General features: G+C 47.1%; 18 protein-coding genes. 7 read left to right on the top strand and 11 right to left on the bottom strand.

What is annotated here, in order from left to right:
• The first annotated feature begins 63 nt into the window (after positions 1–63).
• The 6 genes from BLW60_RS10115 to pta all read left to right on the top strand — a co-directional run bounded on the left by BLW60_RS10115 (position 64) and on the right by pta (position 7,557).
• The gene (locus BLW60_RS10115) at positions 64–990 is read left to right on the top strand and encodes a peptidase associated/transthyretin-like domain-containing protein (protein ID WP_074716978.1); all 927 of its coding nucleotides are present in this window, start codon (positions 64–66) and stop codon (positions 988–990) included.
• Positions 980–2,818 carry a DUF4430 domain-containing protein gene (locus tag BLW60_RS10110; protein WP_074716976.1) on the top strand — a complete coding sequence of 613 codons (1,839 nt, stop codon included), beginning with the start codon at positions 980–982 and terminating at the stop codon, positions 2,816–2,818. Before BLW60_RS10115 ends, BLW60_RS10110 begins: the two co-directional genes overlap by 11 nt.
• Positions 2,815–3,693: an energy-coupling factor transporter transmembrane component T gene (locus BLW60_RS10105; protein WP_074716974.1), complete on the top strand. Its 879-nt coding sequence runs from the start codon at positions 2,815–2,817 to the stop codon at positions 3,691–3,693. Before BLW60_RS10110 ends, BLW60_RS10105 begins: the two co-directional genes overlap by 4 nt.
• Positions 3,666–5,297, top strand: a complete 1,632-nt coding sequence (locus tag BLW60_RS10100) for an ABC transporter ATP-binding protein (RefSeq protein ID WP_074716972.1) — start codon at positions 3,666–3,668, stop codon at positions 5,295–5,297. Before BLW60_RS10105 ends, BLW60_RS10100 begins: the two co-directional genes overlap by 28 nt.
• 1 nt (position 5,298) lies before the next feature.
• Positions 5,299–5,985 carry an ECF transporter S component gene (locus BLW60_RS10095; RefSeq protein WP_081348204.1) on the top strand — a complete coding sequence of 229 codons (687 nt, stop codon included), beginning with the start codon at positions 5,299–5,301 and terminating at the stop codon, positions 5,983–5,985.
• A 555-nt stretch (positions 5,986–6,540) separates the two neighbouring features.
• Positions 6,541–7,557, top strand: a complete 1,017-nt coding sequence (pta, locus tag BLW60_RS10090; RefSeq protein WP_074716970.1) for a phosphate acetyltransferase — start codon at positions 6,541–6,543, stop codon at positions 7,555–7,557.
• Positions 7,558–8,041: 484 nt separating this feature from the next.
• Here pta and BLW60_RS10085 read toward each other — a convergent pair whose 3' ends face one another.
• The 4 genes from BLW60_RS10085 to ligA form a co-directional block, all read right to left on the bottom strand.
• Positions 8,042–9,523, bottom strand: a complete 1,482-nt coding sequence (locus BLW60_RS10085; protein WP_074716968.1) for a hypothetical protein — start codon at positions 9,521–9,523, stop codon at positions 8,042–8,044.
• Positions 9,520–10,098, bottom strand: coding sequence for an RNA polymerase sigma factor (locus BLW60_RS10080; RefSeq protein ID WP_074716966.1), 579 nt, complete (start codon positions 10,096–10,098; stop codon positions 9,520–9,522). Before BLW60_RS10080 ends, BLW60_RS10085 begins: the two co-directional genes overlap by 4 nt.
• Before the next feature lie 388 nt (positions 10,099–10,486).
• Entirely contained in the window at positions 10,487–10,945 is a 459-nt protein-coding gene (locus BLW60_RS10075) for an AlbA family DNA-binding domain-containing protein (RefSeq protein WP_074716964.1), read from the bottom strand.
• Positions 10,946–10,975: 30 nt separating this feature from the next.
• The gene (gene ligA, locus BLW60_RS10070) at positions 10,976–12,931 is read right to left on the bottom strand and encodes an NAD-dependent DNA ligase LigA (protein ID WP_074716962.1); all 1,956 of its coding nucleotides are present in this window, start codon (positions 12,929–12,931) and stop codon (positions 10,976–10,978) included.
• Positions 12,932–13,038: 107 nt separating this feature from the next.
• On the opposite strand from ligA, the gene BLW60_RS17275 reads away from it, so the two are divergent.
• Positions 13,039–13,170 (top strand): hypothetical protein, encoded by a 132-nt coding sequence (locus BLW60_RS17275; RefSeq protein WP_278289911.1) that lies wholly within the window; start codon positions 13,039–13,041, stop codon positions 13,168–13,170.
• A 346-nt stretch (positions 13,171–13,516) separates the two neighbouring features.
• Here the strand turns inward: BLW60_RS17275 and BLW60_RS10065 are convergent, their stop codons facing one another.
• From BLW60_RS10065 to BLW60_RS10035, 7 genes are all read right to left on the bottom strand, one after another.
• Positions 13,517–14,476: a Gfo/Idh/MocA family protein gene (locus BLW60_RS10065; RefSeq protein WP_074716961.1), complete on the bottom strand. Its 960-nt coding sequence runs from the start codon at positions 14,474–14,476 to the stop codon at positions 13,517–13,519.
• Positions 14,477–14,544: 68 nt separating this feature from the next.
• Positions 14,545–15,354, bottom strand: coding sequence for a TrmH family RNA methyltransferase (locus BLW60_RS10060; RefSeq protein WP_074716959.1), 810 nt, complete (start codon positions 15,352–15,354; stop codon positions 14,545–14,547).
• Between the two features lie 73 nt (positions 15,355–15,427).
• Positions 15,428–16,057 carry a uracil phosphoribosyltransferase gene (gene upp / locus BLW60_RS10055; protein WP_074716957.1) on the bottom strand — a complete coding sequence of 210 codons (630 nt, stop codon included), beginning with the start codon at positions 16,055–16,057 and terminating at the stop codon, positions 15,428–15,430.
• Between the two features lie 15 nt (positions 16,058–16,072).
• Positions 16,073–16,519, bottom strand: coding sequence for a ribose 5-phosphate isomerase B (rpiB, locus tag BLW60_RS10050; RefSeq protein WP_074717063.1), 447 nt, complete (start codon positions 16,517–16,519; stop codon positions 16,073–16,075).
• An 11-nt stretch (positions 16,520–16,530) separates the two neighbouring features.
• A complete protein-coding gene (gene tsaB / locus BLW60_RS10045) occupies positions 16,531–17,217 on the bottom strand; it encodes a tRNA (adenosine(37)-N6)-threonylcarbamoyltransferase complex dimerization subunit type 1 TsaB (protein ID WP_074716955.1) in 687 nt (228 codons plus the stop codon).
• A complete protein-coding gene (tsaE, locus tag BLW60_RS10040) occupies positions 17,198–17,638 on the bottom strand; it encodes a tRNA (adenosine(37)-N6)-threonylcarbamoyltransferase complex ATPase subunit type 1 TsaE (protein ID WP_074716953.1) in 441 nt (146 codons plus the stop codon). Before tsaE ends, tsaB begins: the two co-directional genes overlap by 20 nt.
• A 1-nt stretch (position 17,639) precedes the next feature.
• Positions 17,640–19,313, bottom strand: a complete 1,674-nt coding sequence (locus BLW60_RS10035; protein WP_074716951.1) for a formate--tetrahydrofolate ligase — start codon at positions 19,311–19,313, stop codon at positions 17,640–17,642.
• Between the last annotated feature and the right edge of the window lie 65 nt (positions 19,314–19,378).

Below are 19,378 nucleotides of genomic sequence, written 5' to 3'. Positions count from 1 at the left end.
GCTTTTCTGCCCTGCGGAAAGGCTTTTTTGTTGCCCTTAATACTTTTAAAGGAGTCGGTCTATATGAAAAAATCAATCGCTATGGCAGCTGCTATTGTAATGTCTTTTTCAGCTTTAAGCATGACAGCAGCCGCAGAAGATGTAACAAAAGTCTATGTTACTATCTCAGACAATAATAAAAAAATCGTTCTTGCTGAGGAGCCTATTGAGGTCACTGATATCGACAGTGACGGCAAACTCACTATCAATGATGCACTTTATATCGCTCACGAAAAGTTCTATGAGGGCGGTGCAGCAGCAGGCTACAAGTCATCAGTAGGACAGTGGGGACTCGGTCTCGATAAGCTCTGGGGAATTGAAAACGGCGGAAGCTATGGCTATTATGTAAATCATGTCGCTGCAAACGGTCTTTCCGATATCATTGCAAATGATGCTTTAGTGGACGCATTTGTATATTCAGATGCAAAGAGTTACTCAGACAAATACACATACTTCACAATGAGAAATCACCCTGACAGCGATCCCGGCTATGAAGTTGAAAGCAGCCTTATGTACGTTGATTTCGATGCAAACTGGACACCTGTCTCAAAACCTGTTGCAGGTGCAAAGATAACTGTAAACGGCAAGGAAACAGACGTAGTTACAGGCGATGACGGCTCATTCAAGATAACTCTTACAGAACCGGGCAAAAACGTTGTAAGTGCTGTTTCTGATACACTCAATATCGTTCCGCCTACATTCACTGTAAATATCAACGGCGAGACTACATCAACTACTACAACATCTTCAGCTACTACAACTACTACTGAAACAACAACTACAACAGCCAAGACTACTGCAAAGACAACTGCTAAAACTACAGCAAAGGCAACTACTGCTAAGAAGTCAGACTCTCCAAAGACAGGCGACAAGGGTGCAGGCGTAACTGTTTTCGCACTGGGTGCTGCTGCCGCAGTTGCTATCGCTTTCAGACACAAAGATGAGGAATAAGATACTTTCTGGTATCCTGTGCTCTGTCATCACTTTGATGCTTGGTCTCAGTCTTGTTCCGTTAAAGGCTGAGTGCTGCGAATATACCGCCGATGATATCGAATCTGTCATCGGCGGTATCGTTGATTATAAGCTAAGACAGACGGGCTCGGGCAGTGTACAGGAATGGCTCGGCGGTGAAGCGGCAGAGGGCGCAGGCAGGTCCTCGGACTGGTACGTTATCGCGCTCAGTCAGGACGGATATACCGATCTTTCGGCGTATGAGAGCTCTCTCAGGAGCTATCTTGCAGGCAATAATATTGCTTCGGCAACCTCCCGTGAGAAGTTCGCACTTGCTCTGTGTGCGGCAGGAAGCTCCGACAGCTATATCTCCGATATCCTTGACAGCTCCATAGGCGAACAGGGCATGATGAGCTGGATATACGGTCTCCATGTGCTCAATAACGGCTACACCTGCCATAACTTCACTAAGGACTCTGTTGTTGACACTCTCCTTTCCATGCAGTACGATGACGGTGGCTGGGCTCTTTTCGGCAGCTACGGTGATATTGACGTTACGGCTATGACCGTTCAGGCTCTTGCGCCAAACTGCGGCAGAAGCGATGTCTCGGAGGCTGTTGACAGGGCTCTTGACTTCATGTCAAGCCGTCAGGAGGATAACGGTGGTTATCAGAGCTTCGGTACTCCAAATCCCGAAAGTGCGGCTCAGGTGCTTACTGCGCTGTCGGCTCTGGGAATAGATTGCAGGTACGATGACAGGTTCATCAAGAACGGCAACAACGTCATAGACGGCATCACAGCTTATCAGCTAAGTGACGGAAGCTTCTGTCACGCTATGGGCGAAGAGTCCAACGAGACAGCAACTGTGCAGTCACTGTACTCTCTTATCGCTTTCAAGCGAATGACTGAGGGACGCTCTCCCCTGCTGGTGCTCGACAATAATGCTCTGCACAAACAGTCTCAGCCCGATACTCACGAAGATACCCACAGTGACGGACATCATGATAATAGCAATGCAGGTAATACGGATAACTCAAATACGCGGACTACTGCTGCAAAAAGTGTTACTGCTGCAAAGACTTCTTCTGTAAAGACTACCGTAACTTCTGCGGCTGCAACAACGAAAACCACTTCTTCCGAAAAAACTGATGCAGTTACAACTACTGTCACAGTCAAGACTTCTCATACTCAGCTCACCGTGACGACTATAGCTTCAAGTACGGACAAGCATAAGAATTACAAGCCCACTGTCATACTCATAATCGTGGGAGCGGCTGCGGTAATTGCTGTAATTATATTCATTATCGGCAAGCGCAATTACAAGAACTTCATCTTCCTTGCACTTGTGACGGGAGCGGCTGTTGTCATAGTCCTTGTTACGGATATATCCTCGCCAGAGGAATACTACAGCGGTGAGAAGAAGCACAAGGATAATGCTATCGGCACGGTCACTATGGAGATAAACTGCGGCACTATTGCAGGCAAGGCTGAACATATCCCAGCGGACGGCGTTATTCTTGCACCTACAGCCTTTGACATAGAGGCTGGGGATACTGTGTTCGATATCCTTACGGAAGCTGCTCAGACCTACGGCATACAGGTGGAGAATACAGGCAGCTCGGGCGGTTCACACGGCATGGTCTACATTGCAGGCATAAACTATATCTACGAATTTGACTTCGGCGACCTTTCGGGCTGGGTGTACCACGTAAACGGTATCACTCCCTCACGCAACTGCGGCGAATATGTCCTCAGTGACGGAGATAAGATAGAGTGGCTGTACACCTGCGAGCTCGGTCACGACCTTGATGAGGTATACGAAAAATGAGAAAATTCTCTGAATACAATCCAATAGTCGTTGCTGTATGGTTTTTCAGCGTTACGGGAATCGCAATGTTCTGCAACTATCCCATACTTATGGCTATATCCCTTGTGGGAGCAGTGCTGTTCTTCACAGTCAGGAACGGTCTTTCACACGGCAGGGAGCACCTTTTCTTCTGGATACTCTTTGCCGTGCTTGCTCTTGCAAATCCACTTGTTTCCCACAACGGAAAGACTGTACTTTTCGTTATGAACCATAATCCCGTAACTCTTGAAGCTCTACTGTATGGCGTGAATTCGGCAGCTATGATAATCGGTGTGCTGTACTGGTTCAGGTCGTTCACTCAGATAATGACAAGCGAGAAGCTGCTGTATCTCACAGGTGCGCTTTCGCCGAAGCTGTCGCTGGTACTTTCAATGGCACTCAGGTTCGTTCCCCTGTTCGGAAGGCAGTCCGAGAAAATAAACAACGCACAGACCACTATGGGACTTTACAAGGACGACAACATCATTGACGATATAAAGGGACGTTCGAGGGTGTTCTCGGTCATGGTCACATGGGCACTTGAAAACGGCATAATCACTGCCGACAGCATGGAGGCAAGGGGCTACGGCACAGGCAGACGCACTCAGCTGAGACGCTTCGGCTTCCGTGTGGGAGATATAGTCCTGCTCATCGTAACGCTGCTGCTTCTCGGAATTACCGCAGCGGCAGTGGGCACGAACTCACTGAGCATTGACTTTTATCCCGAAATAAAAATAAAAACTCCCGATATCCTCGGCATATCGGGTATAATCTCATACGGTGCACTTATACTGCTGCCGCTAATCATCGAAACGGAGGTCAGATTAAAATGGAAATACTTGCGGTCAACGATCTGACCTTTTCTTACCCTCAATGCAGCTCCCCTGCGCTCAATAAGATAAGTTTTTCCCTTAACAGCGGCGAATTCGCTGTACTATGCGGAGCTACGGGCAGCGGCAAGTCCACTCTGCTGCGTATGCTGAAGCGTGAGCTTACTCCTCTCGGAGATGTCAGCGGAAAAGTTATTTTCTGCGGAAAGAAATTATCCGACCTCGATGACAGGACTTCCGCCGCTTCTATTGGCTTTGTCATGCAGCGTCCCGAACAGCAGATAGTCACGGACAAGGTGTGGCACGAGCTTGCTTTCGGACTGGAAAATCTGGGCGTAAAGTCCGATGATATATACCGACGTATCGCGGAAATGGCAAGCTATTTCGGTATCGGAGACTGGTTCGACAGAGATACAGCGGAGCTTTCGGGCGGTCAGAAGCAGCTCCTCAATCTTGCTTCCGTACTCGTTATGCAGCCTCAGCTGCTTATTCTCGATGAACCCACTGCTCAGCTTGATCCCATTGCTGCTGCGGACTTCATCGCTACGCTGAAACGTCTCAATCAGGACTTCGGTCTGACTATAATCATGGCTGAACATCGCCTTGAGGACGTTGTTCCTATATGTGATAAGCTCATTGTCATGGAGAATGGCAGTCTCATCGCCGATGCCCCCCCGTCAGATACCGTAAATACACTGAAAAGCCGTCCCGATATACTCTGCGGTATGCCTGCGGCTTCGCGTATATACGCAAAACTCAGCAGCAGCGGAAGCTGTCCGCTGACAGTCCGCGAGGGCAGGTCTTTCATCGAAAGCAATTACGGGAATACTACTCGCGGACTTGCGCAGGTATCCTATTTGCATGATGATAACATCGCTCTTGAATTCAAAGACGTTTATTTCCGCTACACCCGTGACGGCAAAGATATTCTCGACGGACTCAGCTTCAAGGTGTACAATGGTGAGATATTCTGTATACTGGGCGGAAACGGTTCGGGAAAGACTACGGCTCTGTCCGCAGCAGCAGGACTTCTCAGAGCATACAGCGGCAGGATAAACATACTCGGCAAAAAGCTGAAGGACTACAAGAACCGCTCGCTTTACCGTGAGTGCCTTGCTATGCTGCCGCAGGACGTTCAGACAGTGTTTCTGAAAAATACTGTACGCGAGGAACTGGAAGAATGCGGCGCAGAGCTGTCTGAGCTGCCCTATGATATCTCTCATCTTCTTGACAAGCATCCCTATGACCTTTCGGGCGGTGAGCAGCAGCTTGCTGCACTGGCTAAAGTCCTTGCTGCAAGGCCGAAGATACTTCTCCTTGACGAGCCTACAAAGGGACTGGACGCAGCTTCAAAGCTGAATATGATGTCTGTCATGCAGTCCCTCAAAGAAAAGGGCGTTACAATAGTCACTGTTACCCATGATGTGGAGTTCGCCGCAGTATGCGCTGACAGGTGCGCTATGTTCTTCGGGGGAAAGATAGTTTCAATAGGGACTCCCCATGAGTTCTTCCCGAACAGCAGCTTCTACACTACGGCTGTGAGCAGAATGACCCGTGGTTACTTCGACAATATCATCACCGTGGACGATGCTGCCGAAATATGCCTTATCAACGGCAGAAAGGAGATGTGAGATGCTCCTTATAAAAAGTAAAGGTCTCAGAGACTTCATAAGGGTAGCCGTGCCATTCGTTGCAGTCCCACTCATTACGATTGTTGGAGCTGTTGCCTTTGACGAGAAAAAACATATCATCATCTCCCTTGCAGTTGCAGTATCGGCACTTCTCCTCTTCGCGGCAGGCTTTGAGAAAAAATCAACGGGAACGCGCCGAATGGTCATAGTTGCGGTAATGGTGGCACTTTGCTTCGCAGGACGCTTTATACCCTTTCTGAAACCCATAGCTGCACTGACTATAATCACTGCCCTGTATCTGGGCGGTGAAGCAGGCTTTCTCGTTGGTTCCCTGTCGGCTATACTCTCTAATTTCTACTTCGGACAGGGTCCGTGGACTGCCTTTCAGATGCTTGCATGGGGACTCATCGGCTTCTTCGCAGGACTTCTCGCCGATAAGCTGCTTAAAAGCCGCGCTCTCCTGCTGATATACGGTGCTGCGGCAGGTCTTGCGTACTCATTCATAATGGATATATGGACTGTCATGTGGTACAATCAAGGCTTCGATGTGAAGCTCTACCTTGCGGCACTTGTGACCGCTATCCCCTATACTGCATCATATGCAGTGTCAAATGTACTGTTCCTGTATCTCCTTGCCAAGCCATTCGGCGAGAAGCTGCACAGGATAAAGGTGAAATACGGTGTATAAGATTTAGTGACAAATTGTTAGTGCTTAGTGATTAGTGTAGGGACGACCATTGGTCTTCCCTGTCAGATTGATGTGAATGTTTGCGGACGCGCAATGCGTGTCCCTACAGAGCGTTAATTTTATTTGCATCGTAGCTGGCGGACTGCCAAAGGCAGCCCCTACAGCGCGGAGCCCGCGCCGCCTAGCCACGTTGACGCTTGTTTCACTCGCTTACAATCATCAATGTCGTTACTCGTACATCGCTTACATCACTTCTTTATTGGCGCACTCCTAAGACAGCCCCTAAACATGGCTACGCTTCATTTGCTTGGTATTGACGGGCGAGGGTCACTCGCCCCTACACATGGTATCTTGTTATTTACATCGTAAGGGATATATGGGAGCCCGAGGGCGGGCTCCCCTACAATCTACTTTCTACTCACTACTTTCTACTCTCTACTCACTCTGCACTAACCACTAACCACTAACAACTAACCACTAATAACTGATTGACTTTACAAGGCAACTGTGATATAATAGTAAAGTAAAATTTAAATCCAATGGAGGTATCCTAAAATGGGAATGTTTGACAAGCTTATAGCAAACCTTAAATCCAGCAAGAAAACTATCGTCTTCACTGAGGGCAGCGATCCGCGTATCCTCTCAGCAGCTGACAGACTTATCAAGGAAAACCTTATGGGTGTTATCCTCTGCGGCAACGTTGACGAGGTAAAGGCTGCTGCTAAGAACGGCGGCTTCAATATCGACGGTGCAGAGATAGTTGACCCTGCTACATATCCTGAAATGGACGCTCTCGTTGCTCAGATGTTCGAGCTCAGAAAGGGCAAGATGACAGAGGACGAATGCCGCGCAGCTCTGGCTAAGTCCAATTACTTCGGAACTATGCTCGTTAAGGCCGGCAAGGCAGACGCTCTTCTCGGCGGTGCTACATACTCCACAGCTGATACAGTAAGACCTGCTCTCCAGATCATCAAGACAAAGAAGGGTTCTAACCTCGTAAGCTCTTCATTCATTCTCTTCCGTGAGAAGGACGGCAAAGAAGAAAAGATCGCTATGGGCGACTGCGCTATCAACCTCAGCTATGAGGACACAGTTGACAAGGAAGGCAATGTAGTTCTTACAGGTGCAAGAAAGCTTGCTGAGGTAGCTGTTGAAACTGCAAAGACAGCTGATTTCTTCGGCATTGATCCTAAGGTCGCTGTTCTCAGCTTCTCTACATACGGCTCAGGTAAGGGCGGCACAGTTCAGCTCAGCCACGATGCTGTTATCGAAGCAAGAAAGATAAATCCTGACCTCGTTATCGACGGTGAGTTCCAGTTCGACGCTGCTGTTTCAGCAGAAGTTGCTAAGACAAAGTGCCCTGACTCAAAGGTTGCAGGACAGGCTAATACTTTCATCTTCCCACTTATCGAGGCTGGTAACATCGGCTACAAGATAGCTCAGAGACTCGGCGGCTATGAGGCTTACGGTCCTATACTTCAGGGACTTAACGCTCCTATCAACGACCTTTCAAGAGGCTGCAACGCTGACGAAGTTTACAAAATGGCTATCATCACAGCAGGCATGGCTTAAGCGCAGAGCCTGCGCCCCCTATTTCCGCGTAATTATTCTTATGCACGTATAATTATAGCCGCGAGGGATAATAAACCGCGCTATACTCTCATCGCGTGAGTGCAGAGCCTGCGCCCCCTTTCTCCGCGTAATTATTCTTATGCACGTATAATTATAGCCGCGAGGGATAATGAACTGCGCCATACTTTCATCGCGTGAGTGCGTGACGCTGCACCCTTGCTCCGCGATATAGTCAATACGTATGGCTGATTATATCCGCGAGTGACAATAAACGTAAGATGTATATCATCGCGTGAACTCTAAATGCGAAACATTGATCATTAATGCGTAATTATAAAAAATCGGGACTGCTTATGTTGCAGTCCCTTTTTGTTTTATTTCGTAGGAATGGTATTTGTTGTTTGCATCGTAAGGCGCGGGACGCCGAGGGCGGCGTCCCCTACAAGCTAACGGCTAACAGCTTATGTTGCAGTCCCATTTTTGTTTATTGATCGCTTTCGCTTTCATCGACAGGCTTTTCGGTAACATCACTTATGCGCCAGCCATTTTCTGTATTCACGATAGTAAATGTGGTCTCAAGAGTAAAATCTTGTGACTCGATTTGATGCGTATGTCTTATAGCTGCAATTATATTGCCATTCTCGTCAAACTCACTATTTAAATCGTATCCTTCCCATTTTAATGTTTCTACACCGATATCGTGGATACCTTTTTCGATATAGTATCCATTATCCGTGGTGCACACGAATGTATGCTTTTTAGTATCTTCATCAATATCAGAACACATTTCAAGTACTTTATGTCCCAATTCATTATCCAGTATTTCTAAACAGCGCTTTTCGATATCAGCCCATGTAGGATATCTCGGGTCGGTAACACGATAGAACTCTAACTGATACTCATACTGACCGTCCTCTGTTTTCATTGTCTTTGTAATGGTATCAGACTTGTCAACTTCAAGGTCTCCTGCGTGAAGTGCACACATAAACTCCATGTAATCGTCGATAAGAGGCTTTGCAATAGTGTCAGCGTTGGTGTCTTGGCTGCCCTCAGAAGGCTGCTCGTAATACTTTTCTTCTGCCTTGCTTATACGCCAGCCGTCCTCTGTATTCACGATAGTAAACTTTGTTTCATAAACATGATCAGGGTCAACGTCTAAATCAATATGCCTTCTGGTCGTGATTATATTTCCGTTCTCGTCGAATTCGCCCTTTACATCGTCATCTAACCATTTGTACAGCCTGTCACTGGTATCGCAAGTCTCTGTATTAACGTAGTATCCGTCAGATGTAGTATATATCAAAGTTGTATAGTCGATATCCTCTTCCTTTGCGCAGGAACAGTTATCAATAACGATCTTTCCGAGCTCTGCATCGCATACCTCGTAACAGCGTTTTTCCAGATCTTCCCATGTTGGATATCTCTTATCGGTAACACGATAGAAGTCCCTCGTTATCTCATCTCCGCCGTAAGAAGTTATTGTCTTGGTAACAACAGATGACTTATCGACTTCAAGTGTTCTTCCGTGAATGTCATACAAGCAGGCAAGCCAGTTATCGGTAAGCAACTTAGCGATAGCGTTAGCGTCAGTTACGTCCTCATCACTGCTCAGATAGATAGTATCTTCGGAATCTGTGGTCACTTCTGTCGCTGTCTCGGTACTTTCTACCTCTACCGCAGGAGAATGACCGTTACGGCTGATAAATGCCATACTTCCGCCTATTCCTGCTACAAGGAGCACAGCCGCAGCTGCAATACTTGCGCCCTTATACCACTTTGGTCTGCGGTACTCTTCAACTCCCGATACCTCAGCAGCGTTATTCTCATGCATTTCATTTATATTGTACTTTCTTTTACTCATGGCGTATAACCTCTCTCTCTTTTCGTCTTTGAGGACAGGATACTCCTTAGAGAGCCTGTCTGCCGTATTTTTGTCTATGTCATTGAACAGATCATCAAATCTCATTTATATCCCTCCTCCGAGATACCTGCTTCACTCAGCAGCTCCATAAGCTTCTTTCTTCCTCTGCTAAGCCTTTTCTGTACAGCAGTATCGCTCAGTCCCACAAGTGAAGCTATTTGTTTTGTTTTCATACCGTAGTAATAGAAGTAAATGATGATAGTCGCATCAGGCTCGCCCAAGCTTTTCACGCAGTCAAATACAGCCTCACGAAGTACTGTTTTTTCCGCTGCTTCTTCAACTCCTGCATCAGATGAAAGCTCGCCGAAGCTGTCGGAGTCGATAGATACAGTAGTATCACTTTTCACAGACAGCCGCCTGAAATAGCTTATGGCAGTACGCTTTGCTATTGTTCCGATTATGCCTTTAAGCTCTCCGTCCGTTCCTGTATGACTGTCCAGATAGCGGAATACCGCCGCAAATGTATCGCTGAGACACTCGTCCGTGTCCTCGCTTGTGCCGCAGCCTTTAAGCTTGTTTGCGCAGATCGCATACACGTATCCGCAGTATTCATCAAACAAAGCCCGTCTGCCCTCTTCGGGAGACTGCTCCATTATGCGATGCAGCTCTTTGTCTGTCATCATTTCACCCCTTTTGAATGCATTCACCTATTACACTCGCTTTGACCTGTTGTTTTCTGACCATTTTTTTAGCCGTTAGCCTTTAGCCCTTAGCTTGTAGGGGCTGGCGTCCTCGACAGCCCACGTGGTTAGTGCATAGTGATTAGTATGTTGAGAGTGTATTGAACGTAATTATATAAAAATCGGGACTGCTTTTTTGCAGTCCCTTTTTGTTATTCATTTATATTCGGGTCATACGGGCGAACACTGTTCGCCCCTACACATCGTATCTTGTTATTTATGGCGTAAGGCGCGGACTGCCAAAGACAGCCCCTACAGTAGTTCATGTTATTTGCATCGTAAGGCACGGGCGAGCGGAACTCGCCCCTACTCTCTTATCTCTTAGCTCTTAGTTCTTAGAGCTATGGGTAAGCATTTTCGCTACTTCCTCCACGGAGCATTTATAGTCGCCGTCACCGCTTCGCTTATAAGTGCCTGTATAGATACTTCCGCCCAGATATATAGGCTCATCGCCCTTTTTTATCCGCGGAACATTTATTACGATGATATGCTTGCCCTCAGTCTCAACTATCCTCACATCTCTCTCAGTAAGGATATTCCTGCTCACTTTCCTCTTGTCGTTGATTATCTCCCAGAAGTCACTGATGAGCCACTCGGGATCGGGCAAGTCTATGGGGTGAAGTGACTTGTCCTCATGCTCCTCAACTCCCAGAAGGATTATCCCTCCCAGTGTATTAGCGAATGCGGAATATGTCTCCCACAGGCTCATAGGCAGTCCGCCTATGGCTTTTTTCGCTTCTATACGGTTATTCTCTTTGTATTTCTCGATCTTTGTAAGGTCTATCAAGTCATCACCACCTTTTTATACGAAATTGTATCAGCCCTGAGCAAGTGACTGAAATTCTTCTTCTGTGATAATAGGCACTCCAAGCTCTTTCGCTGTTTTATTCTTTGATGAATTCGACGTGCTGTCGTTATTGATAAGGTAATCAGTCTTTGAGGATACCGAACCTGCTGCCTTTCCGCCGTTCTGCTCTATAAATACTTTCAACTCGTTCCTGTTCTTCCAGATATGGACTGAACCCGTTATTACAAAGGTCTTGCCTGCTATGGCAGACTCGCCGTTGACGGCTTCTGCCTCTGTAATTTCAAGCTCAGCAAGCAGGTTATGGAACTCCGCAAGATTTTTGCTGTCTCTGAAAAAGCTCACATAGTCGTTCGCAAGTACCTCGCCTATGCCGTCAATGGCTGTAAGCTCGGCTGTGGAAAGCTTTTCTATCTCTTCGGCTGTTGTGTAAGTGCCGCAGATAAGTCTCGAAGCCTGTCTGCCTATATTGGGTATGCCAAGTGAATACAGCACACGGCTAAGCTCCGTCTTTCTTGAAGCTTCTATTGCGTCTTTAAGCTTCTGATATGACTTCTCACCAAAGCCTTCAAGGGTTACTATCTTCTCCTTATGGTCGTCAAGGTGGTAGAAGTCGCGGAACTCGCGGACAAATCCCTCTGAGACAAGTGTCTCTATGGTAGCCGTTGACATTCCCACTATATTCATGGCATCACGCTGTACGAAATGCTCGAATTTGCCTATATGCTTGGCTGCGCAGTCCTTATTGGAACAGACAAGAGTCTCAACGTCATCGTCCGAGGTGCGTACTTCCGTTGGTGCACCGCAGACAGGGCATACGGAAGGTATCTCAAGACTTCCCGAAGCTGTCTCGTTTTTCAGCACCTGGGGTATTATCATATTCGCCTTGAATATGGTCAGTGTATCGCCTATTCCAAGCCTGAGCTGCTTCACTATGCTCAGGTTATGGACGGAAGCTCGTGAGACCGTAGTGCCTTCAAGCTCCACAGGATCAAAAATAGCCACAGGATTGAGCAGACCTGTACGGCTTGCAGACCACTCTACCTCGCGGAGAACTGTGTCCGCAGTCTCGTCACGCCACTTGAATGCAATTCCGTTTCGGGGAGCATGAGAGGTCTCGCCCAGACTTGCTCCGTATGCTACATCATCGTACATGAGAACAAGTCCGTCTGAGGGAAATTCATTTTCGGTAATGGCTTTTTCAAAGTCCGCAACTGCTCCCTCGATGCTGTCAGAGTCCACAAGAATACCGTAAACACGCTGAAAGCCCAGTTCTTCAAGCCAGCTCAGTCTCTGTGAGAAGGAGTTCTCCTCATAGCCCTCTGCTGAAACGAGATTGAATGCAAAGAAGTTGATATTTCTCTCCGCAGTCACACGGGAGTCAAGGTTGCGCACTGTACCCACGCAGAGGTTACGGGGATTCTTGTACTTTGCTCCGTCGTCTATCTCGGAGTTGACTTTCTCAAAGTCCTTATACTTCATAAGTGACTCACCGCGGACTACCATACGACCGCTGAACGGTATACGTGCAGGTATGCCCTTGATGTGCCTTGCATTGGCGGTTATGTCCTCGCCTATCTCGCCGTTGCCGCGTGTTACAGCCTGTACTAGCTCGCCGTTCTCATAGGTCAGTACAAGGGTGAGTCCGTCAAGCTTCCAGCTAAGAAAGCCCTTATGACTGCCAAGCCAGCTTTTAAGCTCGTCAACGCTCTTTGTCTTGTCAAGTGAGAGCATCTTTGAGGTGTGGCGTATCTTTTTAAGGGCTGATGATACCTCATAGCCTACCTGCTGTGTACGGCTTCCGCTGAGAACTACTCCTGTCTTTTTTTCAAGTGCTTCAAGCTCGTCGTAAAGTTCATCGTACTGCTTGTCCGACATTATCTCAACACCGGTATTATAATATGCGTCAGCAGCCTTCGCCAGCAGCTCATTAAGCTCTTTCATTCTGTTTATATCATTTACAGCCATAAGAATATCTCCTCATTATTAGTTGATATTATTATACCACATTCCGTTTAATAAATCAATCAGATGATAAAAGTGATCAGTTATTAGTGGTTAGTGCTTAGTTTTTCGTGAGCAGCGACGAGTACCTCATGGCGGAGCTGGGCGGCGGCGAAATGAAAGCCGTTCAGGTGCTTGTGGATAAGGCGGAGAAAATGGGGTTGAGCTATGATAGTTTAACAAGAGCCAGAATAAAGCAATGAAGAAAGATAACTATTGGTTTTGACAGCTATAAAATTCATGAACGGTTACTCCCTTGAACTCTTGAATAATTTAAATCACTAAAGTATATTGTGCTAAATAAAGCAAGTGTGTAAGAGTTCAAGGGTTCAAGAGTGTATGTGTGTAGGGAACGCCTTCCAAAAGTGTGCTCATGTTAGTTGCATCGTAAGGCTCGGACTGCCACAGGCAGCCCCTACAAATCTACTCACTACTCACTACTCTCTACTCACTACTCACTTGCGGACTGCCAAATAAGCAGTGCCCCAAATCTGTGATTTGGCTGGCAATGCTATATGCAGAGCTGGCAGCCCCTACAATTCTTAGTTCTTAGCTCTTAGCTCTAAGTTCGTCCATTAATTCCATAACGGCGATAGTGTCGCTGTGAGGTACGAGGGGACTTTCAAGCAATCCCTTTTCGAGACATCTGTGGACTTCCTCAACTTCGTACTCATAACCGTTTATCGCATCGGGGTGTACGAACCTTTCTATCTCTTTTCCGTCCTTGCTGTAAAGCGTTCCCTCGCAGGTGCAGTGGAACCAGTTGCCGAGAATGATATAGCCCTTGCTTCCCGATATTACTGCATTGTTGCTGAGCTGTACCTCAAAGCCGTTATCAGCAGATACAAATGCACCGTTTTTATAGCGGAGTCTTATGGAGTTGCTTATATCCACTCCGTAACGCATATGGGCATCGTATACTATCTCATCGGGCATACCCAGCAGGTCATGTGCAAGGGTGAGAGGATATACTCCTAAATCAAGCAGGCAGCCGCCGCCGCAGTCCTCGCGGAAAAGCCTGTCATTGGCATCATACGGGATATAGTTGCTGAAATCAGCCTTTATGTACTCTATCTCACCTATCTGTCCCGAAGCTATCCACTCTTTCATCTTCCTGTACACAGGTCTGCACTTCATCCACATGGCTTCCATGAAGAAAAGTCCCTTTTTCTCGGCAAGAGCAAGAAGCTCCTTTGTCTCCTCTGCGTGTACGGTAAGGGACTTCTCACAAAGCACGTTCTTGCCGTTTTCAAGGCATAATACTGCATCATCGAAGTGTGATGACATGGGAGTAGCTATATAAACTATCTCGGCATCGCTGTTCTCGGCGAACTCCTTATAGCTGCCGTAGCTCTTCTCAAAACCGAATTCCTTTGCAAATGACTCTGCCTTTTCTGCCGTTCTCGAAGCAACTCCGCAGAGCTGCGCATTCTCGTCATGTTTAAGTGCTGTAGCGAATGTGTGGGCTATCTTGCCTGTACCGATAATGCCCCATTTAAACTTTTTCATATTGACCTCCTCGGCTATTTAAGTTATATTGTTTGTTATGCCGTTTACGATGTCATATCAAAGCTGTCTCATCTGCCAAGCTGCCAGAAAGCAACTGCACTTGCAGCCGCTACGTTGAGAGAGTCCACATCGTGTGACATGGGTATCTTCACCGTATAGTCGCAGTCTGCCACGGTCTTGTCAGCAAGTCCCTCCCCCTCAGTACCGAGGACTATTGCAAGCTTTTTCTCAGCCAAAAGCTCGGGAGCGTCTATACTTACCGAGTCATCGCTGAGTGCCATTGCAGCCGTTTTAAAGCCAAGCTCACGGAGCTGCTGAGGGTAGTCTATATCGCTGTCAAGATAAGTCCACGGTATCTGAAAGACCGTTCCCATGCTCACCCTTGATGAACGCCTGTACAGTGGGTCTGAGCAGGCAGGAGTAAGCAGCACAGCGTCCATATTCAGAGCTGCTGCGGAGCGGAAAATAGCTCCCACATTGGTAGGATTTACTACATTCTCCAGCACAGCCACTCTCCTTGCATTTCTGCATATATGGCTGACTGTGGGCAGCTCTCTGCGTCTGAAAGCACAAAGCGCTCCCCGTATGAGCTTGAAGCCTGTAAGCTCTGTTATCTCGTCAAATTCTCCCGTATAAACAGGTACATCGCTGCAGCGTGTCAGGATATCTCTCATCTGTCCGTCGATGTCCTTGTGCTCCATGAGCATGGCATAGGGCTCGTAGCCGCCGTTAAGTGCCCGTTCTATGACCTTGGGACTTTCCGCAACGAAGAGTCCGCCCTCAGGCTCGAAATAGTGCAGGAGCTGCGGCTCGGAAAGTGCCGTGAATATCTCAGTTTTCCCCTTATTTTCGGGAGTTATATCAATTACATCTGCCATAATGTCATTCACCGTTTCTTATAAAAAGAGAGCCGAAGACATTCTCTGTCTGCCTGCGGCTCTCTCTAAAACCTTATTTTGTACCGAAGATACGGTCTCCTGCGTCACCAACGCCCGGAACGATGTACTTATCCTCGTTGAGTCTCTCGTCCATTACACCTGCGTATATCTCAACATCAGGGTGAGCAGTCTGAACTGCCTTAACGCCCTCAGGCGAGCAGATGATGCACATGAACTTGATATGCTTTACGCCCAGATTTTTCAGCTCTGTAATAGCTGCAACTGCCGAGTTTCCTGTAGCAAGCATAGGGTCTACGATAATAGCGTCACGCTCCTCGATATCGTCAGGAAGCTTTGAGTAATACTTTATCGGAACCTTTGTCTCAGGATCGCGGAAAAGTCCGATATGTCCTATCTTTGCAGCAGGAACAAGTGTTGTTACACCGTCGATCATTCCAAGTCCTGCACGAAGTATAGGAATGAAAGCAAGCTTTCTTCCCGAAATTATCTTTGTCTTTGCTACAGCAAGAGGAGTTTCAAGCTCTATCTCCTTCAGCGGAAGGTCTCTTGTAGCCTCATAGCATATGAACATTGCTATTTCGGATACCAGTTCGCGGAACTCCTTTGTACCTGTGTTCTTATCTCTCAGAAGAGATATCTTATGCTGTACCAGCGGGTGGTCGATGATGTGTAATTCTGCCATATTTAACAGCCCCTTTCAGTTTTTCTTTTCTATCTCGGTTATAAGGTCGATACGTCTCTGATGACGGCCGCCCTCAAAACCCGTAGTAAGGAATATTTCAGCAAGCTCGCAGGCAAGTCCCTGTCCGAGAGTTCTTGCGCCCATGCACATAATATTTGAATTATTATGAAGGCGTGTGAAGCGTGTAGAGAATGAATCAGCACACAGTGCAGCTCTGATGCCGTTTATCTTGTTTGCGGCAATCGACATACCTATACCTGTTCCGCAGATGAGTATGCCCTTTTCGCAGTTTTCTGCAAGTACTTCATTGCATACCTTTTCTGCCATTACAGGGTAATCGCATGGTTCACCGTCAGTGCCCATGTCCTTGAACTCAAAACCCTTTTCGGAAAGAGCTTCGATAACTGCCTTTTTCATTTCCACACCAGCGTGGTCACAGCCGATAGCTATCATCTTAAACATCTCCATTGTTATTATTTATTTTTTGCTTCCAGATCCTTTTCAGCCTTTACCTTTTGTAAGTAGGATACCTCCAGCTCTTCGGGCTCTGCAAGCTTTCTTGAAACTCCTGCGAGACATACTCCCACAGCACTCTGTAACCTGCCCTGAGGGGGTGCTATGATGAATGCAGGAGAATTATATGCATTATAGAATTCAGCAGCTCCGTCGCCGCAAAGCAGTGCTTCCTTGACATTGAAGGCAAGATACTCCGCAAGTTCGTCACGGGATATTATCTGCTCCTCAGTGACCTGTTCCACACAGTAGCCGTCGCTCTTGTAGGTGCAGGTGTAGACAAGCTCTCCCCTTGCCTTCATAATGGCACATATATGTCCCTTATAGGCAAGATTATTGCAGGCAAGTCCCAGAAGAGTAGATACTCCGCAGCATTTTACTCCAAGACCGAAGCTGAGCGCTTTTACGGCTGCAACGCCTATGCGAAGTCCTGTATACGAACCGGGTCCGTTTGCAGCAGCTATGCCGTCAAGGTCGGAAAGCTCCTTTCCTGCCTGTGCAAGAACGTCCTTGACCATAGGCATTATGACCTGCGAATGTGTCTTTTGGGTATATACTGTGCTCTGAGCAAGGAAAAGCTCAGTCTCAGAATCGAAAAGTGCTGCGGAAGCTGTCTTTCCAGATGTATCAATCCCAAGCAGCAGCAAATCTTCCACCGTCCTCAATTATAATTTCTCTGTCGTTTTCGCCAATGCTGTTTATAGTAACGTAAATAGTATCCTTCGGGAGAAAATCGGCGATATTCTCAGACCACTCCACAGCCGCAACGTTTTCCTCGAAAGGATAATCGTAAAATCCCGTAGACTCAAGGTCGTCCTCGGAGTTTATGCGGTACATATCGAAGTGGTAGAGAGTGATATCCGCTCCGCGGTACTCATTTACGAGGGCAAAGGTGGGCGAAGTAACGCTGTCGCCAAGTCCCATGCCAATGGCAAGACCTCGGGTGAAGGTGGTCTTTCCTGCACCGAGTCCGCCCTTATATGCTATCATATCTCCCGCTTTGAGGAGACTGCCAAGCTTCTGAGCGGCATCAATGGTCTCCTGCGGTGAATGAGTTATTATCTTCATATCAGAAAAGTCCTGTGATACAGCCGTTATTGTCGCAGTCGATATTCAGTGCAGCAGGAGCCTTTGGAAGTCCGGGCATTGTAAGGATATCACCTGTGTAAATTACAACAAATCCAGCACCTGATGAAAGACGTGCGTCACGGACTGTTATCTTGAAGTTCTTAGGCTTTCCTAGGAGATTTGGATTATCGGAAAGTGAATACTGTGTCTTTGCAACACATATTGGAAGATCCCAGAAACCGATGCTCTCGATCTCTTTGATAGCCTTTTCAGCCTGAGGTGTGAATACTACTCCCTCAGCGCGGTATATCTCCTTAGCTATCTTCTCTACCTTATCCTTGATAGTAGCGTGAGTATCGTAAATAGGCTTGAACTCGTTATCGCTTACAAGGTCGATAGTCTCGCATACCTTCTGTGCAAGATCCTTTCCGCCTTCGCCGCCCTTTGCAAATACTTCACACATTGATACCTCTACGCCCATATCAGCGCAGAAGCTCTGTACGAATTTAACTTCTTCATCTGTATCTGTAGCAAATCTGTTGATAGCAACAACTACTGGCACATGATACTTATGCATATTCTCGATGTGAGTTCTAAGATTCTCGATGCCCTTTTCAAGAGCCCACATATTTTCCTTTGCAAGATCCTGCTTCTGAACTCCGCCGTTGTATTTAAGAGCCTTTATTGTAGCAACGATAACTACGCATGACGGAGCAAGTCCGCCGATACGGCACTTGATATCAAGGAACTTCTCAGCTCCGAGATCTGAACCGAAGCCTGCCTCAGTTACAACATAGTCGCCAAGCTTCAGCGCAAGCTTTGTAGCTCTCAGAGAGTTACAGCCGTGAGCGATATTTGCAAAAGGTCCGCCGTGGATAAATGCAGGTGTATTTTCCAGAGTCTGTACAAGGTTAGGCTTGAGAGCGTCCTTGAGCAGCGCTGTCATAGCACCTGTGCAGCCTAAGTCCTTAGCGTATACAGGCTCACCGCTGAGATTATATGCAACGAGGATATTTCCAAGTCTTTCCTTTAAGTCTGCAATATCGGAAGCGAGGCAGAGTATTGCCATTACCTCAGATGCAACTGTTATATTGAAGCCGTCCTCACGGGGGATACCGTTAGCCTTGCCGCCAAGTCCGATGAGTATATTTCTGAGAGCACGGTCGTTCATATCCATACAGCGCTTGAACATTATCCTGCGCTGGTCTATCTGTAATACATTGCCCTGCTGGAGATGATTATCTATCATTGCACAGAGCAGATTGTTTGCAGCTGTTATAGCGTGCATATCACCTGTAAAATGGAGGTTGATATCCTCCATAGGAACAACCTGAGCATAGCCGCCGCCTGCTGCTCCGCCCTTCATACCGAAAACAGGTCCGAGAGAAGGCTCTCTCAGGGCAAGCACTGATTTCTTGCCTATCCTGCGCATTGCATCAGCAAGTCCTGTACTGATAGTAGTCTTGCCCTCGCCTGCGGGAGTAGGATTTATAGCTGTAACAAGTATGAGCTTTCCGTCCTCTCTGTCTGCAAGCTTGGAATAAAGAGCCTCTGAAAGCTTAGCCTTGTAATGTCCGTAGGGTTCTATGTCCTCTTCAGCAATGCCGAGATCAGCTGCGATCTCTGTGATACGCTTCATTTCAGCACTCTGAGCTATTTCGATATCAGATAACATTATAGTGTTCCTCCGTGTCATTGTATTAATAGAATTATTATACCACGTTTTTCATATAAATGCAA

The organism is Ruminococcus flavefaciens (assembly GCF_900108555.1).
Lineage (GTDB): Bacteria > Bacillota > Clostridia > Oscillospirales > Ruminococcaceae > Ruminococcus > Ruminococcus flavefaciens_P.
This window is presented reverse-complemented; position numbering and strand designations above follow the sequence as displayed.

Excerpts from the sequence above, each read along its gene's own strand:
- pta (WP_074716970.1), top strand. The coding sequence starts at position 6,541 with ATGGGAATGTTTGACAAGCTTATAGCAAACCTTAAATCCAGCAAGAAA.
- BLW60_RS10035 (WP_074716951.1), bottom strand. The coding sequence starts at position 19,313 with ATGTTATCTGATATCGAAATAGCTCAGAGTGCTGAAATGAAGCGTATC.
- BLW60_RS10085 (WP_074716968.1), bottom strand. The coding sequence starts at position 9,523 with ATGAGATTTGATGATCTGTTCAATGACATAGACAAAAATACGGCAGAC.
- BLW60_RS10060 (WP_074716959.1), bottom strand. The coding sequence starts at position 15,354 with ATGGCAGATGTAATTGATATAACTCCCGAAAATAAGGGGAAAACTGAG.
- BLW60_RS10110 (WP_074716976.1), top strand. The coding sequence starts at position 980 with ATGAGGAATAAGATACTTTCTGGTATCCTGTGCTCTGTCATCACTTTG.
- upp (WP_074716957.1), bottom strand. The coding sequence starts at position 16,057 with ATGGCAGAATTACACATCATCGACCACCCGCTGGTACAGCATAAGATA.
- BLW60_RS10065 (WP_074716961.1), bottom strand. The coding sequence starts at position 14,476 with ATGAAAAAGTTTAAATGGGGCATTATCGGTACAGGCAAGATAGCCCAC.
- rpiB (WP_074717063.1), bottom strand. The coding sequence starts at position 16,519 with ATGTTTAAGATGATAGCTATCGGCTGTGACCACGCTGGTGTGGAAATG.
- BLW60_RS10095 (WP_081348204.1), top strand. The coding sequence starts at position 5,299 with ATGCTCCTTATAAAAAGTAAAGGTCTCAGAGACTTCATAAGGGTAGCC.
- tsaE (WP_074716953.1), bottom strand. The coding sequence starts at position 17,638 with ATGAAGATAATAACTCATTCACCGCAGGAGACCATTGATGCCGCTCAG.
- BLW60_RS10115 (WP_074716978.1), top strand. The coding sequence starts at position 64 with ATGAAAAAATCAATCGCTATGGCAGCTGCTATTGTAATGTCTTTTTCA.
- ligA (WP_074716962.1), bottom strand. The coding sequence starts at position 12,931 with ATGGCTGTAAATGATATAAACAGAATGAAAGAGCTTAATGAGCTGCTG.
- BLW60_RS10105 (WP_074716974.1), top strand. The coding sequence starts at position 2,815 with ATGAGAAAATTCTCTGAATACAATCCAATAGTCGTTGCTGTATGGTTT.
- BLW60_RS10080 (WP_074716966.1), bottom strand. The coding sequence starts at position 10,098 with ATGACAGACAAAGAGCTGCATCGCATAATGGAGCAGTCTCCCGAAGAG.
- BLW60_RS10100 (WP_074716972.1), top strand. The coding sequence starts at position 3,666 with ATGGAAATACTTGCGGTCAACGATCTGACCTTTTCTTACCCTCAATGC.